We start from the raw sequence: 21748 nt of genomic DNA, 5'->3' as shown, positions 1-21748 counted from the left end.
CTGCGCGCCATGAAAATCATCCCGCACACGCAAATCACCGCACCGGCGGTCACGTGCTCGACCTGTGCAGCCTGCTGCTGTCAGCTTGAAGTCATGTTGATCACCGACACAGGCGTGCCCGAACGGTTTATCGATACCGATGATTGGGGCGGGGAAGTCATGTTGCGCCTGGATGACGGCTGGTGCGCCGCGCTGGATCGCAACACGATGATGTGCACCATCTATGAAAAACGCCCGTTGATCTGCCGGGAATTCGAGATGGGGGCACCGGAATGCATCGAAGAACGCCAAGGCATTTCGACGGCGTATCGCTGAAAGAGAAACACATACCCCTGTAGAAACAAGCTTGCTCGCGATGACGGCCTGTCAGTCAACATCGATGTTGAGCCCGGGTCCGCTATCGCGAGCAAGCTCGCTCCTACAGGTATATGACAAATGGTTGCGGCAGCAATCCTTACAACGGCATCGTGTAGTGCAACGCGTAACTTTCTACACCGTCGTTCGGCGTAGTGATCCCGGCGTTGGAATAGTGCGTCGCACGAATGCCGACTTCATGTCCGCCGGCAAAGCGCAGACCAACTCCGAAGCGGTCTTCGAACTGAAAGGCACTGCCAAGATCATTGTTCTCGACTTCGGTACTGGCGAACAGCGCCACGCCAACCCCAAGTTCGACATAGGGTTTAACGCTCTCACCAGCGAACTCGTAAACCAACACGGGCGAGAACGAAAGGCTGTGATTGCTGGATTTCTCGTCACCGTCCCAATAGGTGTAGGCACCGCTCCAGTAACCGGTCAGGCGACCTACGTCGCTCTGCCACCAACTCTGGTCCCAATCGAATTGCATCCCCAAACGGTAAGTCATGGTCGATTCACCGGTCTGGCCAACCGCGAACTCCACGCCTGCCGCTTGTGCAGTGTAACTATGCCCCATCAACGCAGCCGCAATCGCGGCCAAACAGAATAGACGCTTCATTAGAAACTTCCTTTTCCGAACGATTTCGTTTGATTTTTTTATGCTCGACGCACCTTGCTATAGAAGTCGGCGATTTATCAGAAGTTCACTCCAATTATTCGCTTGCCCCAAGACTTTTCTAACCTTTAAAGCTTCGCACATCGCCAGCGGTATTCCACAAGATCGGCAATATATTTCTGAAGTGATCCGGATCGGCACTAGTCCAGAATTGCGCGGCCCTTACTGGCCCTTCGGCGAGCAAGTTGCGCTCGACCAAAAGACGCTGAAGTTGTCGTGCGACAGCCGCGCCAGTGTCGATGAGACTGATGTCGTCCGGGATCATCTGCTTGAGCAACGGCTTGAGGAAAGGATAGTGAGTGCAGCCCAGAATAATGGTGTCAGCACCTGCGCCGAGTAGCGGCGCGACATAACCGGCCAGCAATTGACGTAAAGCGGGGCTGTGCAGATCGCCATTTTCAATGTGCTCCACCAACCCGGGGCAAGGTTGAGTGATCACCCGAACGTCAGTGGCGAAACGGTCGAGCAAGGCGGCGAACTTGGCACTCTGCAACGTGCCGGTCGTGGCCAGCACGCCGACCACACCGCTACGGGTCGCGGCGGCCGCGGGCTTGACCGCAGGTTCCATGCCGACGATGGGCCATTCGGGATAGTCCCGTCGCAAATCGGCAACACCGGCCACGGTGGCGGTGTTGCAAGCCAGTACCAGGGCTTTGGCGCCCTGCTTCTGAAAAAAATCGGCCATGACGCTGCAACGCTGGCGGATAAATTCCGGGGTTTTCTCGCCGTAGGGAATGTTCCCGCAGTCGGCGACGTATAACAAAGACTCGTTGGGCAGCAGCTGCTTGATCTCGGCCAGCACCGAAAGCCCACCGACACCGGAGTCGAACACGCCGATCGGCGCTTCACGCATGCTTCGGCCCACAAACGCTGCAACCCGGATCGCGCTTGACCCGCAATTCACGGAAGCGCGTGCCCAAAGCATCGATCAGCAACAGGCGCCCCACCAGCGGCTCGCCAAAACCCGCCAACAACTTCAACGCTTCAAGGGCTTGCAGGCTGCCGACCAGGCCTACCAACGGCCCCACCACTCCGGCTTCGCTGCAGGTCAATTCAGCCTCACTGCCGTGCCCGTATAAACAGTGGTAGCACGGACTCTCCGGACGACGCGGATCGAACACTGACAACTGCCCCTCGAGGCGAATCGCCGCGCCGCTGACCAGGGGCTTGGCCGCAGCCACGCAAGCAGCGTTGACCGCTTCGCGGGTCGAGAAATTGTCGGAACAGTCGAGCACCAGATCCACCGCGGCCACCGCAGCCGCCAAAGAATCTTCATCCAGCGCCGTGCGATGGGCGATCAGTTGAATCTCGGGATTGATCGCCGTCAGACGCTTGATCGCCGAATCGACCTTGCTCAACCCGACGCTGTCGGTGTCGTGAATGATCTGGCGTTGCAGGTTGGTCAGATCGACCGTATCAAAGTCCGCCAAGTGCAACTCGCCGATGCCCGCGGCAGCCAGGTACAAGGCCACCGGCGCGCCCAAGCCACCGAGCCCGACAATCAATACGCGACTTTCTTTCAAACGCAACTGTCCGTCGATATCGACGTGGTGCAGCAGAATTTGCCGACTGTAACGCAGCAATTCCTGATCACTCAGCATGGCAAGCGTCCCAGACTGATGCGTTGATGACCGCCGAGGTCGGTGCGGCTATGAACCTCTTCAAAGCCACGCGTCAGCAACAAATCACGCACCGCCTCGGCTTGATCGTAACCGTGTTCGAGCATCAGCCAGCCACCGGCCTCGAGATGATCCGGCGCTTCGGCGACAATCAAACGCAGGTCGTCGAGACCGTCGACCCCGGCCACCAACGCACTGGCCGGTTCGAAGCGCACATCGCCTTCCACCAGATGCGGATCAGCTGCAGCAATGTACGGCGGATTGCTGATGATCAATTGAAAACGCTGTCCTTGTAGAGCGCTGAACCAATGACTGCTCAGCACGGTGGCGTTGTTCAGGTGCAAGCGCTGGCGATTGCGTTCGGCCAGAGCCACGGCTTCCAGCACGCGATCCACGGCGGTGACCTTCCACGCCGGACGCTCGCTGGCCAGGGCCAGGGCAATCGCGCCGCTGCCGGTGCCGAGGTCAAGGACTTTGCCCGGCGTGGCGGGTAGCAGTTCGAGTGCGGCTTCCACCAGCAACTCGGTGTCCGGGCGCGGGATCAGCGTGTGCGGTGCGACTTCCAGATCAAGCTTCCAGAAACCTTGCTGGCCGAGAATGTAGGCCACTGGCTCACCGCCGCGACGACGCTGCAGATACTCGGCGAAGATCAACGCCGCTTCGCTCGGGACGATGCGCTCCGGCCAGGTGTGCAGAAAGCTGCGGGACTTGCCCAACGCCGACGCCAGCAACAATTCGGCATCCAGACGGGCCGTGGGCGAATCGGGCAAATCGGCGGCGCGCAACAAACTGGCAATGATCGTCATTTACTCACCTATCGCCGCCAGTTGATCGGCCTGGTACTCGGCCAACAACGGCTCGATCACCGCATCGACGCCACCGGCGAGGATTTCGTCGAGGGAATAGAGCGTCAGGTTGACCCGATGGTCGGTGACCCGGCCCTGGGCAAAGTTATAAGTACGGATACGTTCGGAGCGGTCGCCCGAACCCACCAGCAATTTACGCTCGCTGGCGATGGCATTGGCGGCGGCGCTGGTCTGCTGGTCGTTGAGCTTGGCCGACAGCCAGGACATCGCCCGCGCACGGTTTTTGTGCTGCGAACGTTCTTCCTGGCATTCCACGACAATACCGGACGGCAAGTGCGTAATACGGATCGCCGAGTCGGTTTTGTTGACGTGCTGACCGCCGGCGCCGGAGGAGCGATAGGTATCGATCCGCAAATCCGCCGGGTTGATCTCGATCGCTTCCTGCTCGTCCGGCTCGGGCAACACCGCCACGGTGCAGGCCGAGGTATGGATGCGACCTTGGGATTCGGTGGCCGGGACTCGCTGTACGCGGTGTGCGCCGGATTCGAATTTCAATTTGCCGTAGACGTTATCGCCTTCAACCCGGGCGATGACTTCTTTATAGCCACCGTGCTCACCCTCGTTTTCCGAGAGGATCTCCACCCGCCAGCCGCGACGCTCGGCGTAACGCGAATACATGCGGAAGAGGTCGCCGGAGAAAATCGCCGCTTCGTCACCACCGGTGCCGGCACGGATTTCGAGGAACACGTTGCGCCCGTCGTTAGGGTCCTTGGGCAACAGCATGCGTTGCAGATTGGCTTCCAGTTCGACCAGACGTTCCTTGGCTTCGCGGACTTCTTCCACGGCCATTTCACGCATGTCCGGGTCGCTATCCTTGAGCAGTGCCTGGGCGCCTTCAAGGTCACCCTGCACTTTCAGCAACTGTTTATAGGTTTCGACAATCGGCTCGACTTCCGCGTATTCCTTGGAATAGGTGCGGAATTTGTTTTGATCGGAAATGACCTCGCCATCGCCAAGCAAGGCGGTCAATTCCTCGAAACGGTCCTGGAGGATGTCCAGCTTATTGAGCAGTGACGCTTTCATTGCGGTTTCTTATCCGAAAAGCTTTCCGATGAGCCCTCACCGAGGGCGAAGAGTTCCTGAGCCATCGCCAGCGCATCGAGGCGACCTTCGGCAGAGAGCTTTTTCAACTGCACGCTCGGTGCGTGCAACAGTTTGTTGGTCAGGCCACGCGCCAATTGCACCAGCACCTCTTCGGCGCTCGTACCGTTGGCCAGCAGGCGCTGGGCCTTTTGCAGTTCTTCGTCGCGCAAGCGTTCGCTTTGTTGACGATAGGCCTTGAGTACGTCCACCGCCGCCAATTCACGCAGGCGCACCATGAAATCTTCAGCACCGACCGAGACCATCTCTTCGGCCGCTTGCGCGGCACCCTGACGGCTCTTGAGGTTTTCGGCGACCACTTCGTGAAGATCGTCGACGCTATACAGGTAAACGTCGTCCAACTCGCCGACTTCGGGTTCGATATCCCGAGGAACGGCAATATCCACCATGAAAATCGGTTTGTGCTTGCGCAGTTTCAGAGCGCTTTCCACCGCACCCTTGCCAAGGATCGGCAACTGGCTGGCGGTGGAACTGATGACGATATCGCTACGCACCAGTTCAGCCGGAATGTCCGACAGCAGCACCGCGTGCGCGCCGAATTGTTCAGCCAGTGTGCTGGCGCGCTCTAACGTGCGGTTGGCCACGACGATGCGCTTTACACCCAAGTCATGCAGATGACGGGCGACCAGGGTGATGGTCTCGCCGGCACCAATCAACAGGGCCTGACTGCGTTGCAAGTCGCTGAAAATCTGTTTCGCCAGACTGACCGCGGCAAACGCCACGGACACCGGGTTTTCACCAATGGCGGTGTCGGTGCGCACTTGCTTGGCGGCATTGAACGTGGCCTGGAACAGGCGCCCGAGCAGCGGACCGATGGTGCCGGCCTCACGCGCCACGGCGTAGGCGGATTTCATCTGGCCGAGGATCTGCGGCTCGCCCAACACCAGCGAATCGAGCCCGGAAGCCACCCGCATCATGTGACGAACTGCCGCATCATCTTCGTGCACATAACTGCTCGCGCGCAGCTCTTCGAGGCTCAAATGATGATATTCGGCCAGCCAGCGCAGCACGATATCCGCCGACAGGTGATCCTGTTCTATATACAGTTCGCTGCGATTGCAGGTGGAGAGGATCGCAGCTTCGCGGCTGTCGGTGAGTCGGCAGAGCTGCTGCAAGGCCTCCACCAGCTGCTCAGGGGTAAAGGCCACGCGCTCGCGGACGTCTACTGAAGCAGTCTTGTGGTTGATGCCGAGTGCAAGGAAGGCCATTCAAAGTCGCTGATGGTGACGTGAAGCCGGCAATTGTCCTACTTCGTCAGATTCAGAACAACTACTCGATATCTATCGCCCCGATGGGAGACGCCTCGGCTTGCGAGCCATTCTTGTTTCGGGAATATAACGGGGCGGTTATGTTTGCCACAAAGCTTGTGTCATGATGATCCGACCGCAGGTTAGTCGTCCTCTTCCTATATGAATAGATCTTCCGCGTTGCTCCTCGCCTTTGTCTTGCTCAGCGGCTGCCAAGCCTTTGCGCCCGTGTCGACGGACGACCCGTCGCCGGTCGAAGGCAGCACTCCGGCACCTGAAAAGCCCAAGGTATACAGCTCGTTCAGCGAAGACACAGTCTTCAGCTTGCTGAGCGCCGAGCTGGCTGGTCAGCGCAATCGCTTCGACATTGCCCTGGACAACTATGTCACCCAAGCCGTCAATACCCAGGATCCGGGCATTTCCGAGCGGGCATTTCGCATTGCCGAGTACCTGGGTGCCGACCAGGCTGCCCTCGATACCGCGCTGATCTGGGCGAAAAATGCCCCCGACGACCTTGAAGCGCAGCGCGCAGCAGCCGTGCAACTGGCACGTGCCGGGCGCTATGACGATTCCATGGTTTATATGGAGAAAGTCCTGCTGGGCAAGGGCGACACCCACTTCGACTTTCTCGCCCTGTCCGCGGCCGACACCGACCAGGACACGCGCGATGGCTTGATGAAAAGTTTTGACCGCCTGCTGCAACGCCACCCGAACAATAGTCAGCTGATTTTCGGCAAGGCCTTATTGATGCAACAGGATGGCGACGCGAAAGGCGCACTGGCCTTGCTGGAAGATAATCCGCCGGACGACGGCGAGATTGCTCCAATCCTGCTGCGCGCACGTCTGCTGCAAAGCCTCGATCGCGGCGACGAAGCCTTGCCGCTGCTGCAAAAAAGCATCAAAAAATATCCGGACGACAAACGCCTGCGCCTGACTTACGCGCGCATGCTGGTCGAACAGGACCGCATGGACGACGCCAAAGCCGAATTTTCCAGCCTGGTCCAGCAATATCCGGACGACGACGAACTGCGTTATTCCCTGGCCCTGGTATGCCTGGAAGCCAAGGCCTGGGATGAAGCCAAAGGTTATCTGGAAGACTTGATTGCCCGGGACAGCCACGTGGATTCGGCACACCTGAACCTGGGTCGCATTGCCGAAGAACGCAATGACCCACAAGGCGCGCTCATCGAATACGGCCAGGTCGGCCCTGGCAACGATTACTTGCCGGCGCAGTTGCGTCAGGCCGACATCCTGATGAACAACGGCAAGACGGCCGAAGCCCAGCGCAAGCTGGCGGCAGAACGTGACGAGCAACCGGATTACGCGATCCAGCTATATCTGATCGAAGCCGAAACCCTGTCCGCCAACAAACAGGGAGACAAGGGGTGGCAAGTCCTGGACCAAGCCCTGCAAAAATACCCGGACGACCTGAATCTGCTCTACACCCGTGCCATGCAGGCGGAAAAGCGCAACGATCTGGCGCAAATGGAGAAAGATCTGCGCCTGATCATCAAGCGCGATCCGGACAATGCCATGGCGTTGAACGCCCTCGGCTACACCCTTTCCGATCGCACGACGCGCTACGCCGAAGCCAAGGCCCTGATCGAACAGGCGCACAAGATAAATCCGGAAGACCCGGCGGTCCTAGACAGCCTCGGCTGGGTGAATTTCCGCCTGGGCAATCTCGATGAGGCCGAACGTTACCTGCGCCTGGCGCTGGAGCGCTTCCCCGATCAGGAAATCGCCGCGCACCTGGGCGAAGTCCTGTGGGCCAATGGCAAGCAACGCGAAGCCAAACAAATCTGGGGCAAGTTCCTCAAGGAACAGCCTGACAGCCCAACCCTGCGCAGCACCATCAAGCGCCTGACCGGATCAGAGACTCTTTAAGATTATGTTTTTGCGCCACATCATCGTTTTCAGTTTCATCACCCTGCTCGCCGGTTGCGCGGGCTTCGGTGCCCGCGAATCGGTCGAGGGCCACGGAAATCCCACCCAATGGCGCGAGCATAAACAGCAACTGACCAACCTCGATGGCTGGCAAATCGACGGCAAGATCGGCATTCGTGCGCCAAAGGATTCCGGAAGCGGCACGCTGTTCTGGCTGCAGCGCCAGGATTACTACGACATCCGCCTTTCCGGCCCCCTGGGTCGCGGCGCGGCACGCCTGACCGGACGTCCAGGCAAGGTTTCTCTGGAAGTCGCCAACCAGGGTCGTTATGAAGCCGAATCCCCGGATGCACTGCTTGAAGAGCAACTCGGCTGGAAGCTACCTGTCGCCAATCTGGCCTGGTGGGTCCGCGGGCTGCCGGCTCCGGACAGCAAGAGTCGTCTGACTCTCGACGCTGACAGCCGCCTGGCCAATCTTGAGCAGGACGGCTGGCAGATCGAATACTCCTCGTACATCGAGCAAAACGGCTACTGGCTGCCCGAGCGAATCAAACTGCACGGCACCGACCTTGATGTCACGCTGGTGATCAAGGCCTGGCAACCGCGCAAACTGGGTCAATGACATGCCAGCCAATCGCCTGACCCTGCCCTCCCCGGCCAAGCTTAATTTGATGCTGCACATTCTGGGTCGCCGTGAAGACGGGTACCACGAGTTGCAAACGCTGTTTCAATTTCTCGACTACGGCGACGAGATCACCTTCGCCGTGCGCGATGACGGTGTCATTCATCTGCACACCGAGTTTGACGGTGTCCCGCACGACAGCAACCTGATCGTCAAAGCCGCGAAAAAACTTCAGGAGCAATCCGGTTGCTCACTCGGGATTGATATCTGGATCGACAAGATCCTGCCCATGGGCGGCGGAATCGGTGGCGGCAGTTCGAATGCCGCGACGACCTTGCTGGGTCTGAATCACCTCTGGCAATTGGGCTGGGATGAAGACCGGCTGGCCGCGCTGGGGTTGACGCTTGGCGCCGACGTCCCGGTTTTCGTGCGCGGACACGCGGCTTTCGCTGAGGGTGTGGGGGAGAAACTGACCCCTGAATATCCGGAAGAACCGTGGTATCTGGTGCTGGTGCCGCAAGTATCTGTTAGTACGGCAGAAATTTTTTCCGATCCGTTGTTGACACGTAACACGCCGCCCATTAAAGTGCGCCCCGTTCCCAAGGGAAACAGTCGAAACGACTGCTTGCCGGTAGTAGCAAGGCGTTATCCAGAGGTACGTAACGCGTTGAATTTGTTAGGTAAATTTACCGAAGCAAAACTCACCGGAACTGGAAGTTGTGTGTTTGGGGGCTTCCCAAGCAAAGCTGAAGCTGATAAAGTCTCGGCCCTTCTTACAGAGACCCTTACAGGTTTTGTAGCAAAAGGAAGCAACATTTCGATGTTGCATCGCAAGCTTCAAAGTCTGCTCTAAAGGAACCGATTACTGGGTAATCGTTGCAACAGATACAGGGGCGTCGCCAAGCGGTAAGGCAGCAGGTTTTGATCCTGCCATGCGTTGGTTCGAATCCAGCCGCCCCTGCCATTTTCTATACTCATCCAGGTTACCCTCAGCCTCTAGGTACTGCGCGTGTCCAAGATGATGGTCTTTACGGGGAACGCTAACCCCGATCTGGCTCGGCGTGTCGTACGTCAGCTGCATATCCCTCTCGGTGACATCTCTGTCGGTAAATTCTCCGACGGCGAAATTACAGCCGAGATCAATGAAAACGTTCGCGGTAAAGACGTCTTCATTATTCAGCCGACTTGCGCTCCGACCAACGATAACCTGATGGAACTGGTAGTGATGGCTGATGCCTTCCGCCGCTCCTCGGCTACTCGTATCACTGCTGTTATTCCTTACTTTGGTTATGCCCGTCAGGATCGCCGTCCGCGCTCCGCACGTGTAGCTATCAGCGCGAAAGTCGTTGCTGACATGCTTACCGTAGTCGGCATCGACCGTGTTCTCACGGTTGATCTGCATGCTGACCAAATCCAGGGTTTCTTCGATATTCCGGTAGATAACATCTACGGCTCCCCGGTTCTGGTGGATGACATTGAAGATCAGCGCTTCGAAAACCTGATGATCGTGTCCCCGGACATTGGTGGCGTCGTGCGAGCACGTGCCGTTGCCAAGTCGCTGGGCGTGGATCTCGGGATCATCGACAAACGCCGTGAGAAAGCCAATCACTCTGAAGTGATGCATATCATCGGTGATGTCGAAGGGCGTACCTGTATTCTGGTCGATGACATGGTCGATACCGCCGGCACCCTGTGCCACGCGGCCAAGGCCTTGAAAGAGCATGGCGCTGCCAAGGTTTTCGCCTACTGCACGCACCCTGTGCTGTCGGGTCGGGCGATCGAAAACATTGAAAATTCCGTGCTGGACGAGCTGGTGGTGACCAACACCATCCCGCTGTCCGCTGCAGCACAAGCCTGTGCGCGTATCCGTCAACTGGATATCGCACCGGTAGTTGCCGAGGCGGTCCGCCGCATCAGCAATGAAGAATCGATCAGCGCGATGTTCCGTTAAGGGCCCTGCCCTTCTCGAACATCTCGTTGACGAAAAGCGCCCCGCCCCGGCATTCCTGTCGGGGCGGGGCTTTTTTGCCCATATCGCCTTTAGCGCTGGTCGCAAACGCTGGGGCGAATGTGGTTATTTTGGAGATACAACATGAACGATTTTACTCTGAATGCTGAAGTGCGTTCCGACCTGGGGAAAGGTGCGAGCCGCCGCCTGCGTCGTCTCGCAAGCCTGGTTCCAGCTGTAGTTTACGGTGGCGAAAAAGCCCCTGAATCCATCAGCATGCTGGCCAAAGAAGTTGCCAAACTGCTCGAAAACGAAGCGGCTTACAGCCACATCATCGAGCTGAACGTTGGTGGCACCAAGCAGAACGTCGTGATCAAAGCCCTGCAGCGTCACCCGGCCAAAGGCCACGTGATGCACGCTGACTTCGTACGCGTAGTAGCTGGCCAGAAGTTGACCGCTATCGTTCCAGTGCACTTCGTCAACGAAGAAGCACCGACCAAGAAAGGCGGCGAAATCTCGCACGTAACTTCGGAAATCGAAGTTTCCTGCCTGCCGAAAGACCTGCCTGAATTCATCGAAGTCGATCTGGCTAACGCCGAAATCGGCTCGATCATTCACCTGTCTGACCTCAAAGCCCCTAAAGGCGTTGAGTTCGTGGCTCTGGCACACGGCGATGACAAGGCTGTTGCCAACGTCCACGCTCCACGTGTTGCTCCAGAAGCTACCGAAGGCGCTGCAGAGTAATTCACTCTGTGAAGCCGGAGTGATCAAGTAACATCGCGGACTGGAACGTAGCGAGAAAGCGGGCGAGAACGCGGAGTTTACATCATGGTAAATGAGCATTTTTCGTCCACTTTCGCCGCTCTCTCTGATTGCGGCGATGTTATCCACCACTCCAAGGAAGGGCCCCTATCGTGACTGCCATCAAACTGATCGTTGGCCTGGGAAATCCAGGTGCTGAATACGAACAGACCCGGCATAACGCAGGGGCCCTTTTTGTTGAGCGCATCGCGAACGCACAAGGCGTCAACCTTGTGGCCGATCGCAAATATTTCGGCCTGACCGGGCGCTATTCGCACCAGGGTCAGGATGTTCGTCTACTGATTCCCACCACGTACATGAACCGCAGCGGCCAGGCTGTAGCGGCTCTCGCTGGCTTCTTCCGCATCAAGCCTGAAGAAATCCTCGTGGCGCACGACGAACTCGATCTGCCTCCGGGCGTCGCCAAGCTCAAACAGGGCGGCGGCCATGGCGGTCACAACGGGTTGCGCGACATCATTGCGCAACTGGGCAATCAGAATACTTTCTACCGTCTGCGGCTTGGCATCGGCCACCCGGGCGTCGCCAGTATGGTTTCAAATTTCGTCCTGGGTCGTGCGCCACGCGCCGAACAGGAAAAACTCGATGCCAGCATCGACTTTGCCCTCGGCGTGCTGCCGGATATCCTCGCCGGTGAATGGAACCGCGCGATGAAAAACCTGCACAGCCAGAAGGCCTGACTCTTATCCGAGGGGAAACACCATGGGATTCAATTGCGGCATCGTCGGCCTGCCTAACGTCGGCAAGTCCACCCTGTTCAACGCCCTGACCAAATCCGGGATCGCGGCCGAGAACTTCCCCTTCTGCACCATCGAACCCAACAGCGGTATCGTGCCGATGCCGGATCCGCGTCTGGAAGCCCTGGCAGCCATCGTCAATCCGAAGCGCATCCTGCCGACCACCATGGAATTCGTCGACATCGCGGGCCTGGTTGCCGGCGCGTCGAAAGGTGAAGGCCTGGGCAACAAGTTCCTGGCGAACATCCGCGAAACCGATGCCATCGCCCACGTGGTCCGCTGCTTTGAAGACGAGAACGTGATTCACGTCTCCAACAGTGTCGACCCGAAACGCGACATCGAAATCATCGACCTGGAACTGATCTTCGCCGACCTCGATAGCTGCGAGAAGCAACTGCAGAAAGTTGCGCGCAACGCCAAGGGCGGTGACAAGGACGCCGTGGTTCAGAAAGGCCTGCTGGAGCAATTGATCGCTCACTTCACCCTCGGCAAGCCTGCGCGCAGCTTGATGAAGACCATGAGCTCCGACGAAAAAGCGGTGATCAAGGGCTTCCACCTGCTGACCACAAAGCCGGTCATGTACATCGCCAACGTCGCTGAAGACGGTTTCGAAAACAACCCGCACCTGGACGTGGTCAAGGCCATCGCTGAAGAAGAAGGCGCCATGGTTGTTCCGGTCTGCAACAAGATCGAAGCAGAAATCGCCGAGCTCGATGACGGTGAAGAGAAAGACATGTTCCTCGAAGCCCTGGGCCTCGAAGAACCTGGCTTAAACCGCGTGATCCGCGCTGGTTACGAGATGCTGCACCTGCAGACTTACTTCACCGCCGGTGTCGAAGAAGTCCGCGCCTGGACCGTCCGCGTCGGCGCCACCGCACCACAAGCCGCCGGCGTGATTCACACCGACTTCGAAAAAGGCTTCATCCGCGCCGAAGTGATCGCCTACAACGACTTCATCCAGTACAAGGGCGAAGCCGGCACCAAAGAAGCCGGTAAATGGCGCCTGGAAGGCAAGGATTACATCGTTAAAGACGGCGACGTGATGCACTTCCGCTTCAACGTGTAAAACATCGCTCAAGGAAAAGCCGCGTTTGATACGCGGCTTTTTTGTGCGCGAAATTCATGTAGGAGCCGGCTTGCTGGCGATCCAGACGACGCGGTGCATCAGGTGTACCGCGTTATCGTTCATCGCCAGCAAGCCTGCTCCTATAGGTGGGTCAGGCTTTTTTTGTTCTGGGCAAGAAGATCGCCAACACACCCAACAACGGCAAGAACGAGCACAGGAAGTACACGTACTCAATGCCGTGAATGTCCGCCAGATGCCCCAGCAACGCCGCACCAATCCCGCCGAACCCGAACATCAAGCCAAAGAACACCCCTGCGATCATCCCCACATTGCCCGGCACTAACTCCTGCGCGTACACCACGATGGCCGAGAACGCCGAGGCCAGGATGAAGCCGATGACGATGCTGAGAACAGTAGTCCAGAACAGGTCGACATGGGGTAGCAGCAGTGTGAACGGCGCAACGCCCAGGATCGAGAACCAGATGACCGCCTTGCGGCCAATCTTGTCGCCAATCGGCCCACCGAAGAACGTCCCCGCCGCTACCGCGCCGAGAAACAGGAACAGGTGCAGCTGCGAACTGGCGACCGACAGGTCGAACTTCTCTATCAGGTAAAAGGTGAAGTAACTGGTGAGGCTGGACATGTAGAAATACTTGGAGAACACCAGCAACCCAAGCACCACCAGCGCACTGATCACCCGCCCCTTTGACAGCCCATGAGTCGCCGCCTGGCCCTGCTTGAGCTTGAACAGGTTCAAGTGATTAGCGTACCAACGGCTAATCCGATAGAGCACGAACAGCGCAAACACTGCGAACAAGCCGAACCATGCGACATGGCCCTGACCGAATGGAATGATGATCGCTGCCGCCAGCAACGGACCGAAGGCCGAGCCCGCGTTACCGCCCACCTGAAAAGTCGATTGCGCCAACCCGAAGCGTCCGCCCGAAGCCAGTCGCGCGACACGAGAGGCTTCCGGGTGAAAGGTCGAAGAGCCAATGCCGATCAATCCCGCCGCGAGCAAGATTAGCGGAAAAGTGCCAACGACGGACATCATCAGAATCCCGATCAAGGTGCAGACCGTACCGGCCGGCAACAGCCATGGTTTGGGATGACGATCGGTGTGATAACCGACCCAAGGCTGCAGCAACGAAGCCGTCAGTTGAAAGGTCAAGGTGATCAGGCCGACCTGGGTGAACGTCAGGCCGTAGTTGGCCTTGAGCATCGGATAGATCGACGGCAATACCGACTGAATCAGGTCGTTGATCAGATGCGCCAGCGCCACCGCGCCGATGATGCGCATGACCAGAGGACTGCTTTGCGAAGTTGCGGGCGCCGCGGTGGTGGCAGGCTGGGCGTTGGTGATAGCCATGAGGATTTCCGGACAACAGGTAGGTGCACGTGTGCAGGTGCGTCAATGTGCCATTTTTCAGTGCACCGGCGCCATCCCCTTAGCCTGCTAACGACCTCGATATTCATCGCGATATCGCTGATAGCGTAAAGCCATGGTCTGAATCTTGCCTTGCTTATCCGCTTCAACGCGGCCCCCTTACAAAGGGGACCGAGAATGGGAAGTTTCGCCACAGAGCCGGCCTACAGAGCGGGTAAAGGTGAACTTTCGAGGCCTTTTAGAAGGGCACAGGTCGGGGCCGCAATGGCGTCGATGCACGCCAATGGTGCGTGGTGTCCAAAGGAGTCATGGGGCATGCAGGCATTTTTATCACCGGGGATCGCACTGCTGGGGCGTTTTGGTTTCGCACGCAAATTTCAGCTCTTGTTTCTGCTGTTTATCCTGCCATTGGCCGGCAGCCTGTGGATGATCGGTCAGGACTATCGCGACAAACTGAGCCTGATTTCCGGCGAACGTGCCGGGGTTCGACAACTGCTCGCCCTCGATGCGCTCGACAACCTGCTGGCCGCCCAGCGTGACCGTGCAGCACGTTGGCGCGCCACCGAAACCAATCGCCAGCCGACCCCTGCCACACTCGCCGCCATGGCCGCGTTTGATGGAGTTCAGCCCGCCGTCGCGCAAGCCACCTCGGACCTCGGCAACGCGTTGATTACCGAAGGCGCCGATGGCGAAACCCTGTCTCGTTATCAAACCTTGCAAACCACCCTCAATGGCCTGGATTCGAAAAGCCTGAGCAGCGTCGGTTGGTGGCCGGACGGCTACGATCGTTTCACTAATGCCTTGAGCGCCCTGCAAGCTTTACGTGAGCAGATCGCCATGGACAATCGCCTGACGCTGGCGCCATGGCTGGAAACTTACTTGCTGACACAGATCTCCACCCAGCACGCGCCAGACCTGATCGAGCGCGTCGGTCGTCTGGCCAGCGTCGGTCAGGCATCGGTGGTGTCCGGGCAATTCACCCTGCAAAGTCGCCTGCAACTGCGGGATCTGCGCAGTCGTATCGGCGATGCCCGTGAGCAGTTGGTCAAAACCGCCGGGCTGCTCGAAGCGCGATTGCCCAGCGCCTTGCAAACTTGGGCCGGGCAGTACCATGACAGCCTCAAGCACCTCGATGCCGGCCTGAAAGTCCTGGATGACGGTGTATTCGGCGGCAGTATCAATCTCAAGCCAGAGGACTTCGAGCGCAGCCTGGACGCCCTGCTCGCTGACCTCGCCTCACTGCGCCAGCAATCATTGGTCTCACTGGATCAACGCCTGAATTACTACCACGATTCGGCGATTCGCCAGTTCATCGTTGTGGCGAGCATATTCAGCTGCCTGTTGCTGGCCGCGCTTTATCTGTTCATTTGCTTGCAGGCCTCGATACGCCGCAGCGCCAGCGGCATTACTTTGCTGGCCGAAGCGTTGCGCGACGGCAATCTGAGCTTGCAAGTGCCGGTTCAGGGCCGTGACGAACTGGCGGCCATCAGTACCGCTCTCAACGTCGCCGTGGTGCAGTTGCGCACCAGCCTGTTGGGCGTCGATCACGAGACCCTGCAACTGAGCGATGCGGTGCAAACCCTCAATCATCACTCCAGCGGTGCCTTGGGCGAAGTCGAAGCCCAGCAATTGCAGATCAGCCAGATTGCCGCTGCAGCGACGCAATTGGCCGCGACCTCCCAAGGTGTAGCGAAGAGCTGCGAACAGGCTTCAGGCAGCGCTCAGCACACGCAGCGCATCGCCGCCGACAGCAGCCGCGACAGTCAGCGCACGACGGCGAGCATTCAGCAGCTCAATCAGCGTTTGAATGACACAGCGGCGGCTCTGGGCCGGGTCAGCGAGCAAGGTCAACAGATCCAACTGGTGGTCGACACAATTCGTGGTGTCGCCGAGCAGACCAACCTGTTGGCGCTTAACGCCGCCATCGAGGCCGCGCGCGCCGGCGAACAGGGGCGCGGCTTTGCCGTGGTAGCCGATGAAGTGCGCAGCCTGTCACAACGCACCCAGTCCTCGACCGCACAAATCGCCGGCACTGTGGATAGCCTGCGCAGCACCGTGAACGAAGCTGTCAGCCTGATGGAAGCGGCTTGCGGCCAGGCCCAATCCGATGCCCATGCCGTCACTGGCCTGGGCGAACGATTGGGCGAGATTGCCAGTGCCGTACAAGGTGTCACCGACACCCTGACGCAGATCGCCACGGCGGTCGACGAGCAAGCAAGCACCGCCGACGAAGTCAGCGGCAACATCCAGCAAGTCGATCAAGCCGCTGTCCGCTTGCTCGAAGGCGCGCGGGCAGTGAACCTTGCAGCCGATACCTTGAGCCAGGGAAGCAAGGCCTTGAGTGCCAATACCGGCCGGTTTCAGCTCAATTGATGCCCTCCTGCGTCCAGTTTTTCGGGTTCGGAGGATAAGCGGTTGAAAGTGTAGAGAAATATTTTAGATTTACGCTTGACGCATCTGCATTACCGGTGAATAATGCGCGCCACTTGGCTACATAGCTCAGTTGGTTAGAGCATAGCATTCATAATGCTGGGGTCCGGGGTTCAAGTCCCTGTGTAGCCACCAAGTACTAAAAACGGCTTACCGAAAGGTAGGCCGTTTTTTTATGCCTCGAAAAAAGTGGCTCCGAAGTACAACCCGGTCATCACTCACCGGGCCATCGGAAAACTGCTTCAGGAGCGCGTTGACGCCAGCGCCGACAACGCCCGCTCCCAAATCTGCCAGGTGCGCAGCCAGACCATGGCCTGCCAGTCGCTGTCGGCGGGAAAAAACTGCTCAAGCAGATTCAATTTGATTTGATGCCCCACCGCGTCGCTCGGATTACCGTGCAGATGCAGCCAGTGATCATCGCGCAGATGACGATGCACGTCCGGCCCCGGATACGTCCCGCACTCAATGACGAACGGCATCAAGCGCACCTGCGGCAATTTATTGATCAAGGCCTGCGAGGTATAGCCCGTGGCGGTGGCCGCCACACCGGTTTCGCTCAGGGTGTCGGCGCCGGTTTGCAAGGCGTAAAGCCACGGGCCATATATCGCCTGCGCGTCGCTCAGTGCCGGATAGGCTGCTTCGGTAATCGTCAGCAACATCGGGTGACCGTATTCCCCGGCACCGGTGTGCAAGTCGAAGCACATGGCGACATCGGCATGAGATACATGCTTCTGGATAATCTGATGCAACGTACGGTTAGACCAACTGGGCGCCCGCCCGCCATAGAACAGTCCATCGGGATGCGCATGCTGCCCGCCTTCGACAATTGACATCACCGCCGGCCAGCCATGTGCGCGGATTTGCGCATCAAGCAAGGCATCGGCGCGATCACGCTCGGGACCTTTTAATTGAGCGCAGGCATAGATTTCATGAAGGTCGTTATAAGCCTGGTTGTCCGGCAGCGGCCCATTGAAATTCAGGTGATTGCGGTTCAGGTCGATGTTGTCTTCGTTGACCCGGCGCAACCACGCCATGCCCCACGGATTGATCGAATGGATCATCACCACCGCGACATCCGTTGGCAACGAGCGATTCCCAAGTTCCTGCAACCATTTGATCTGACACCCCGAGCCATAGAAGCCTTCCACTCCATGAGTGCCGCTGAGCGCGATCATCAGGCGTTTGGCGGCAGGATCGCCGAGTACCGCCACGTCCGTACTCAGAGGTTCGCCAAAAGGCCCGCTAAGCGGGTGTTGGTACTCGGTCAGCGTCGCCCCTGCCGCGGACGCTGCCGCGAGGAATTGTTCACGTTGGGAACGGTAGCTGGGATGGGTCGGGAACTCGGTCTGCATGATTGCCTCTTGTTGATCTTCTGGCCTCTCTCTTGGGATCGACCCTACAGAAAATCCATCCATTGAAGAAGGACCAAAACATCCTGCTCGAGGGACCCGGTTTGCGTCACTCGGTGGTGGCCGATAAAGTCCACGAACCCTTTTCCAACGGACGGAGTGCCCCGCGTGTTCTCAGCCTTCCACTTGAGCCGCTATCGCCGATCGGCGTTGTCGCTGATTGCCGCCACTTTGACCCTTGCGGCCTGCAACGCCCCGCCCTCTTCACCGTCGATTTCGACACTGCCGGTCGCGCCGGAAAGCGCCTCCGGTTATCGCACCGACCTGCAGACTCGTCACGCCTCGAAACACATGGCAGCGGCCGCTAACCCACTGGCGGCCGAAGCCGGGCGGGAGATGCTGCGTCGTGGCGGTTCGGCCATTGATGCCGCGATTGCGATGCAAGCGGTGCTGACTCTGGTCGAGCCGCAATCGTCAGGTATCGGCGGCGGTGCGTTGATCGTGCTTTGGGACGGTAAAAACGTGCGCACTTACGACGGTCGCGAAACCGCACCGGCCGGTGCCACCGAGAAACTGTTCCTGCAAGCCGATGGCACACCCATGCCGTTCACCCAGGCGCAGATTGGCGGTCGCTCAGTGGGGACGCCGGGCGTGTTGCGAGCCCTTGAACTGGCGCATCAAAAACACGGCCGCCTGCCATGGGCACAGCTGTTCGAACCGGCCATCAAACTGGCGGATCAAGGCTTTGCAATCTCGCCGCGCCTGCATCTGTTGATCGCATCGGATTCATCGATACGAAAATCCCCGGACATGGTGGCTTACTTTCTGAATGCCGATGGCAGCCCGAAAGCCGCTGGCACAATCCTGAAAAACCCGGCGCTGGCTGCCGTGTTCCAACGCATTGCCAAAGAAGGCCCGGACGCTTTGTACAAAGGCCCCATCGCCCAGGAAATCGTGGCCAAGGTTCAGGGTCACGCCAATCCCGGCAGTCTGTCGCTCGATGACCTCAAGGACTACAAAGCCAAGGAGCGCGCGCCGTTGTGTACCGACTACAAACGCTGGCAGGTCTGCGGCATGCCGCCACCGTCGTCGGGTGGGATCGCCGTGGCGCAGATCCTCGGGACGCTGCAAGCCCTGGAAAGCCGCGACAAACGCCTCGCTCTGGCGCTTATGCCGCCGGTCAAATCCACCGCCCCCGCTGGCATCGAACCGTCTCCCGAAGCCGTGCACCTGATAACCGAAGCCGAGCGCCTGGCCTATGCCGACCGCGCGCAGTACGTCGCGGATACGGATTTCGTGCCGGTGCCAGTCAAAGGCTTGGTGGATCCGGTTTACTTGACCAGCCGCGCTGCTTTGATCGGCGAACGCAGCATGGGCACAGCCAAACCCGGCACGCCACCGGGTATTCAGGTCGCCTACGCGCCGGACCGTTCACCGCTGCGCATCTCCACCTCACAAGTGGTGGCGGTCGATGACGAGGGCGGCGCGGTTTCCATGACCACCACCATCGAATCCGGGTTCGGCTCGCACGTTATGGTTCAGGGCTTCCTGCTCAACAATGAATTGACCGACTTCTCGTTCATCCCTGAAGAGAACGGCCAGAAGGTCGCCAACCGTGTCGAACCAGGCAAACGCCCACGCTCGTCCATGGCCCCAACGTTGATTTTCGACCGCCAGAGCGGCGAATTCCTCGCCACCCTCGGCTCACCCGGCGGCTCGCAGATCATTGAGTACGTCGCAAAATCCACCATCGGGATGCTCGACTGGAATCTCGATCCGCAAGCGGCGATCAACCTGCCCAACTTTGGCAGCCGCAACGGCCCGACCGAACTGGAACGCGGGCAGTTCAGCCCGACGTTGATTCAAGCGCTGAAGGATAAAGGACACAGAGTTAACGAAATCGATATGACCAGCGGCACTCAGGCGATTGTCCGGGCCAGGGATGCGCACGGGAAAGCATCACTCGCAGGCGGGGCCGATCCTCGGCGTGAGGGGGAAGCGTTGGGGGATTGAGTCGCACGCACGAATGAGAAAGGGCTTACCGGAGGTCGGCCCTTTTCTATAGATAACAACTCCTCATCGTGATTCGAATGGAGCAATCCGGATTGTCCGCCGCGGACCTTGCGCCTGCCATTGGCCGGACAAACCGGGTCTACGAGGTACTTAATGGAAAACGCGCGTTGACGCTTCCGATGATCTGGAAACTGCACGATCTGTTCGGGATACCCGCGCAGAGCCTGATCAAGCCAGTAAAACCGGCCTGATCTGATATCAAACAGAATTCTGAATCAGGCCGGCACACCCAGAATGATGTGCGACGCCTTGATCACAGCCGTCGCGCTAACACTCGAATCAAGCCAAATTCAGCCACCGCGTCGCGAGTGACAATCGAGTAAACGTCCGCGCCGCGGTCGAACTGGATGACCACTTCGGCGCTCACTGCGCCGTCGGTGACGCTGGTGACTTTGCCTTCCAGGTAGTTGCGCGATATCGCATCTCGCTTATCGGCTGATTTTCAATGATCGCCGAGCTTGATGTTTTTCCAGCGCCAGCTCGATCAGTCGCGTAACCAGTTCACTGTAGGTCATCCCGGCCGCCTGCCACAGTTTCGGGTACATGCTGATGCGGGTGAAACCAGGCAGCGAATTGATTTCGTTGATCAGGACTTCGCCGCCGTCGGTCAGGAACACATCGACTCGTGCCAGCCCGGAACATCCTAGAATCTGGAACGCCTCGACGGCCATGGCACGAATGCGATCGCTGGTCTCGACGCTGATATCTGCCGGGACAACCACTTCAGCGGCTTTTTCGTCGATGTACTTGCTGTCGTAGGAATAGAAACCGCTTTTCACCACGATCTCGCCGCAACCACTGGCGATGGCGTCTTCATTGCCGAGTACCGCGCATTCGATCTCTCGGCCGCTGACGGCGGACTCGACCAGGACTTTCTCATCAAAGCCCAATGCGAGTTCGACCGCCGCCACATATTCGGCTTCGCCGGGGACCTTGCTCACGCCTACGGAAGAGCCCTGGTTCGCCGGTTTGACGAAAAGCGGCAGACCGAGTTTGCGACTAACTTCGGCGAATCCGTGGCGCGCCGCTGTAGTGCGGGTCAGGGTCACGAAGGGTGTGACCGCCAGCCCGGCGTCACGCAGCAGGCGTTTGCTGATGTCCTTGTCCATGCACACCGCCGAGCCGAGCACATCGGAGCCGACGAACGGCAGGTCAGCCATACGCAGCAGACCTTGCAGGCAACCGTCTTCACCAAGAGTGCCGTGGACAATCGGGAAGATCACATCGACGTGGCCCAGCAATTCCTGGCTGGAAGTTTCCACCAACTGCTGACTCGCCTTGCCCGGGACAACAGCCAGTTCGCGGTTGGATTGATTGAGCGCAATCAGCGCCGGGTTCTCCTGGTTCAGCAGGAAATTCGACGGGTCGTTGAGGTGCCAGTGCCCTTGCTTGTCGATACCGATCAGCACCGGCTCGAAGCGCGAACGATCCAGCGCATCGACGATGTTCTTCGCCGACTGCAGCGACACTTCATGCTCGGCCGAACGTCCACCAAAGATAATTCCCACACGCAACTTGCTCATTGCCTGGCCTCGTAATGAATGTGCTTACGCTTCGGATAGCGGCC

19 protein-coding genes, 2 tRNA genes and 2 pseudogenes are annotated in these 21748 nt (G+C 58.7%); 13 read left to right on the top strand and 10 right to left on the bottom strand.

The genetic code is table 11. The annotated features are described in order from the left end of the window. Positions 1 to 9: 9 nt before the first annotated feature. Complete coding sequence (locus ABVN21_RS27775) at positions 10 to 315, top strand: YkgJ family cysteine cluster protein (protein WP_339554638.1); 306 nt, start codon at positions 10 to 12, stop codon at positions 313 to 315. A gap of 139 nt (positions 316 to 454) precedes the next feature. On the opposite strand, the gene ABVN21_RS27770 is transcribed toward ABVN21_RS27775, so the two are convergent. The 6 genes from ABVN21_RS27770 to hemA all read right to left on the bottom strand — a co-directional run bounded on the left by ABVN21_RS27770 (position 455) and on the right by hemA (position 5824). Next, on the bottom strand, positions 455 to 973 hold the full coding sequence (locus ABVN21_RS27770) for an acyloxyacyl hydrolase (protein ID WP_339554636.1): 519 nt from the start codon (positions 971 to 973) through the stop codon (positions 455 to 457). 118 nt (positions 974 to 1091) lie between these two features. Then, a complete protein-coding gene (gene murI, locus ABVN21_RS27765) occupies positions 1092 to 1883 on the bottom strand; it encodes a glutamate racemase (protein ID WP_339554634.1) in 792 nt (263 codons plus the stop codon). Continuing rightward, on the bottom strand, positions 1876 to 2631 hold the full coding sequence (locus ABVN21_RS27760; RefSeq protein ID WP_339554632.1) for a molybdopterin-synthase adenylyltransferase MoeB: 756 nt from the start codon (positions 2629 to 2631) through the stop codon (positions 1876 to 1878). The genes murI and ABVN21_RS27760 overlap by 8 nt, the downstream gene beginning before the upstream one ends. Beyond that, positions 2625 to 3455 carry a peptide chain release factor N(5)-glutamine methyltransferase gene (gene prmC, locus ABVN21_RS27755; protein WP_339554630.1) on the bottom strand — a complete coding sequence of 277 codons (831 nt, stop codon included), beginning with the start codon at positions 3453 to 3455 and terminating at the stop codon, positions 2625 to 2627. Before prmC ends, ABVN21_RS27760 begins: the two co-directional genes overlap by 7 nt. Further along, positions 3456 to 4538, bottom strand: coding sequence for a peptide chain release factor 1 (prfA, locus tag ABVN21_RS27750; RefSeq protein WP_339554628.1), 1083 nt, complete (start codon positions 4536 to 4538; stop codon positions 3456 to 3458). It abuts the gene before it with no gap. Next, entirely contained in the window at positions 4535 to 5824 is a 1290-nt protein-coding gene (gene hemA / locus ABVN21_RS27745) for a glutamyl-tRNA reductase (RefSeq protein ID WP_339554626.1), read from the bottom strand. The genes prfA and hemA overlap by 4 nt, the downstream gene beginning before the upstream one ends. Positions 5825 to 6025: 201 nt before the next feature. Between hemA and ABVN21_RS27740 the strand changes: the two genes are divergently transcribed. The 8 genes from ABVN21_RS27740 to ychF all read left to right on the top strand — a co-directional run bounded on the left by ABVN21_RS27740 (position 6026) and on the right by ychF (position 12942). After that, positions 6026 to 7750 (top strand): tetratricopeptide repeat protein, encoded by a 1725-nt coding sequence (locus ABVN21_RS27740; RefSeq protein WP_339554624.1) that lies wholly within the window; start codon positions 6026 to 6028, stop codon positions 7748 to 7750. Positions 7751 to 7754: 4 nt separating this feature from the next. Beyond that, positions 7755 to 8372 (top strand): lipoprotein insertase outer membrane protein LolB, encoded by a 618-nt coding sequence (gene lolB / locus ABVN21_RS27735; protein ID WP_339554623.1) that lies wholly within the window; start codon positions 7755 to 7757, stop codon positions 8370 to 8372. Between the two features lies 1 nt (position 8373). Then, positions 8374 to 9225: a 4-(cytidine 5'-diphospho)-2-C-methyl-D-erythritol kinase gene (gene ispE / locus ABVN21_RS27730; protein ID WP_339554621.1), complete on the top strand. Its 852-nt coding sequence runs from the start codon at positions 8374 to 8376 to the stop codon at positions 9223 to 9225. A gap of 36 nt (positions 9226 to 9261) precedes the next feature. Further along, a tRNA-Gln gene (locus tag ABVN21_RS27725) sits at positions 9262 to 9336 on the top strand. Positions 9337 to 9381: 45 nt separating this feature from the next. After that, positions 9382 to 10323 (top strand): ribose-phosphate pyrophosphokinase, encoded by a 942-nt coding sequence (locus tag ABVN21_RS27720; RefSeq protein ID WP_003171603.1) that lies wholly within the window; start codon positions 9382 to 9384, stop codon positions 10321 to 10323. A 141-nt stretch (positions 10324 to 10464) separates the two neighbouring features. Then, a complete protein-coding gene (locus tag ABVN21_RS27715) occupies positions 10465 to 11064 on the top strand; it encodes a 50S ribosomal protein L25/general stress protein Ctc (RefSeq protein ID WP_339554619.1) in 600 nt (199 codons plus the stop codon). Between the two features lie 170 nt (positions 11065 to 11234). After that, positions 11235 to 11819, top strand: coding sequence for an aminoacyl-tRNA hydrolase (gene pth, locus ABVN21_RS27710; RefSeq protein WP_008037207.1), 585 nt, complete (start codon positions 11235 to 11237; stop codon positions 11817 to 11819). A gap of 22 nt (positions 11820 to 11841) precedes the next feature. Then, complete coding sequence (gene ychF / locus ABVN21_RS27705) at positions 11842 to 12942, top strand: redox-regulated ATPase YchF (RefSeq protein ID WP_339554616.1); 1101 nt, start codon at positions 11842 to 11844, stop codon at positions 12940 to 12942. Between the two features lie 151 nt (positions 12943 to 13093). On the opposite strand, the gene ABVN21_RS27700 is transcribed toward ychF, so the two are convergent. Then, complete coding sequence (locus ABVN21_RS27700) at positions 13094 to 14311, bottom strand: MFS transporter (RefSeq protein WP_339554614.1); 1218 nt, start codon at positions 14309 to 14311, stop codon at positions 13094 to 13096. 333 nt (positions 14312 to 14644) lie between these two features. Between ABVN21_RS27700 and ABVN21_RS27695 the strand changes: the two genes are divergently transcribed. Then, positions 14645 to 16702, top strand: coding sequence for a methyl-accepting chemotaxis protein (locus ABVN21_RS27695; RefSeq protein ID WP_339554612.1), 2058 nt, complete (start codon positions 14645 to 14647; stop codon positions 16700 to 16702). A 115-nt stretch (positions 16703 to 16817) separates the two neighbouring features. Then, a tRNA-Met gene (locus ABVN21_RS27690) sits at positions 16818 to 16894 on the top strand. 107 nt (positions 16895 to 17001) lie between these two features. On the opposite strand, the gene ABVN21_RS27685 is transcribed toward ABVN21_RS27690, so the two are convergent. Continuing rightward, a complete protein-coding gene (locus ABVN21_RS27685; RefSeq protein ID WP_339554610.1) occupies positions 17002 to 18111 on the bottom strand; it encodes a DUF2817 domain-containing protein in 1110 nt (369 codons plus the stop codon). A gap of 165 nt (positions 18112 to 18276) precedes the next feature. On the opposite strand from ABVN21_RS27685, the gene ggt reads away from it, so the two are divergent. Further along, positions 18277 to 20121 carry a gamma-glutamyltransferase gene (gene ggt, locus ABVN21_RS27680; protein WP_339554608.1) on the top strand — a complete coding sequence of 615 codons (1845 nt, stop codon included), beginning with the start codon at positions 18277 to 18279 and terminating at the stop codon, positions 20119 to 20121. A gap of 74 nt (positions 20122 to 20195) precedes the next feature. Beyond that, positions 20196 to 20372, top strand: a pseudogene (locus ABVN21_RS27675) (helix-turn-helix domain-containing protein); the annotation flags it as partial. 24 nt (positions 20373 to 20396) lie between these two features. On the opposite strand, the pseudogene ABVN21_RS27670 reads toward ABVN21_RS27675, so the two are convergent. Continuing rightward, positions 20397 to 20596, bottom strand: a pseudogene (locus ABVN21_RS27670) (TOBE domain-containing protein); the annotation flags it as partial. Positions 20597 to 20609: 13 nt separating this feature from the next. Further along, positions 20610 to 21704: a D-alanine--D-alanine ligase gene (ddlA, locus tag ABVN21_RS27665; RefSeq protein ID WP_339554606.1), complete on the bottom strand. Its 1095-nt coding sequence runs from the start codon at positions 21702 to 21704 to the stop codon at positions 20610 to 20612. Between the last annotated feature and the right edge of the window lie 44 nt (positions 21705 to 21748).

Source organism: Pseudomonas sp. MYb327, assembly GCF_040438925.1.
Classification (GTDB): domain Bacteria; phylum Pseudomonadota; class Gammaproteobacteria; order Pseudomonadales; family Pseudomonadaceae; genus Aquipseudomonas.
Note: the sequence above shows the minus strand (reverse complement) of the source record. Positions and strands in the feature narration are given on the sequence as shown.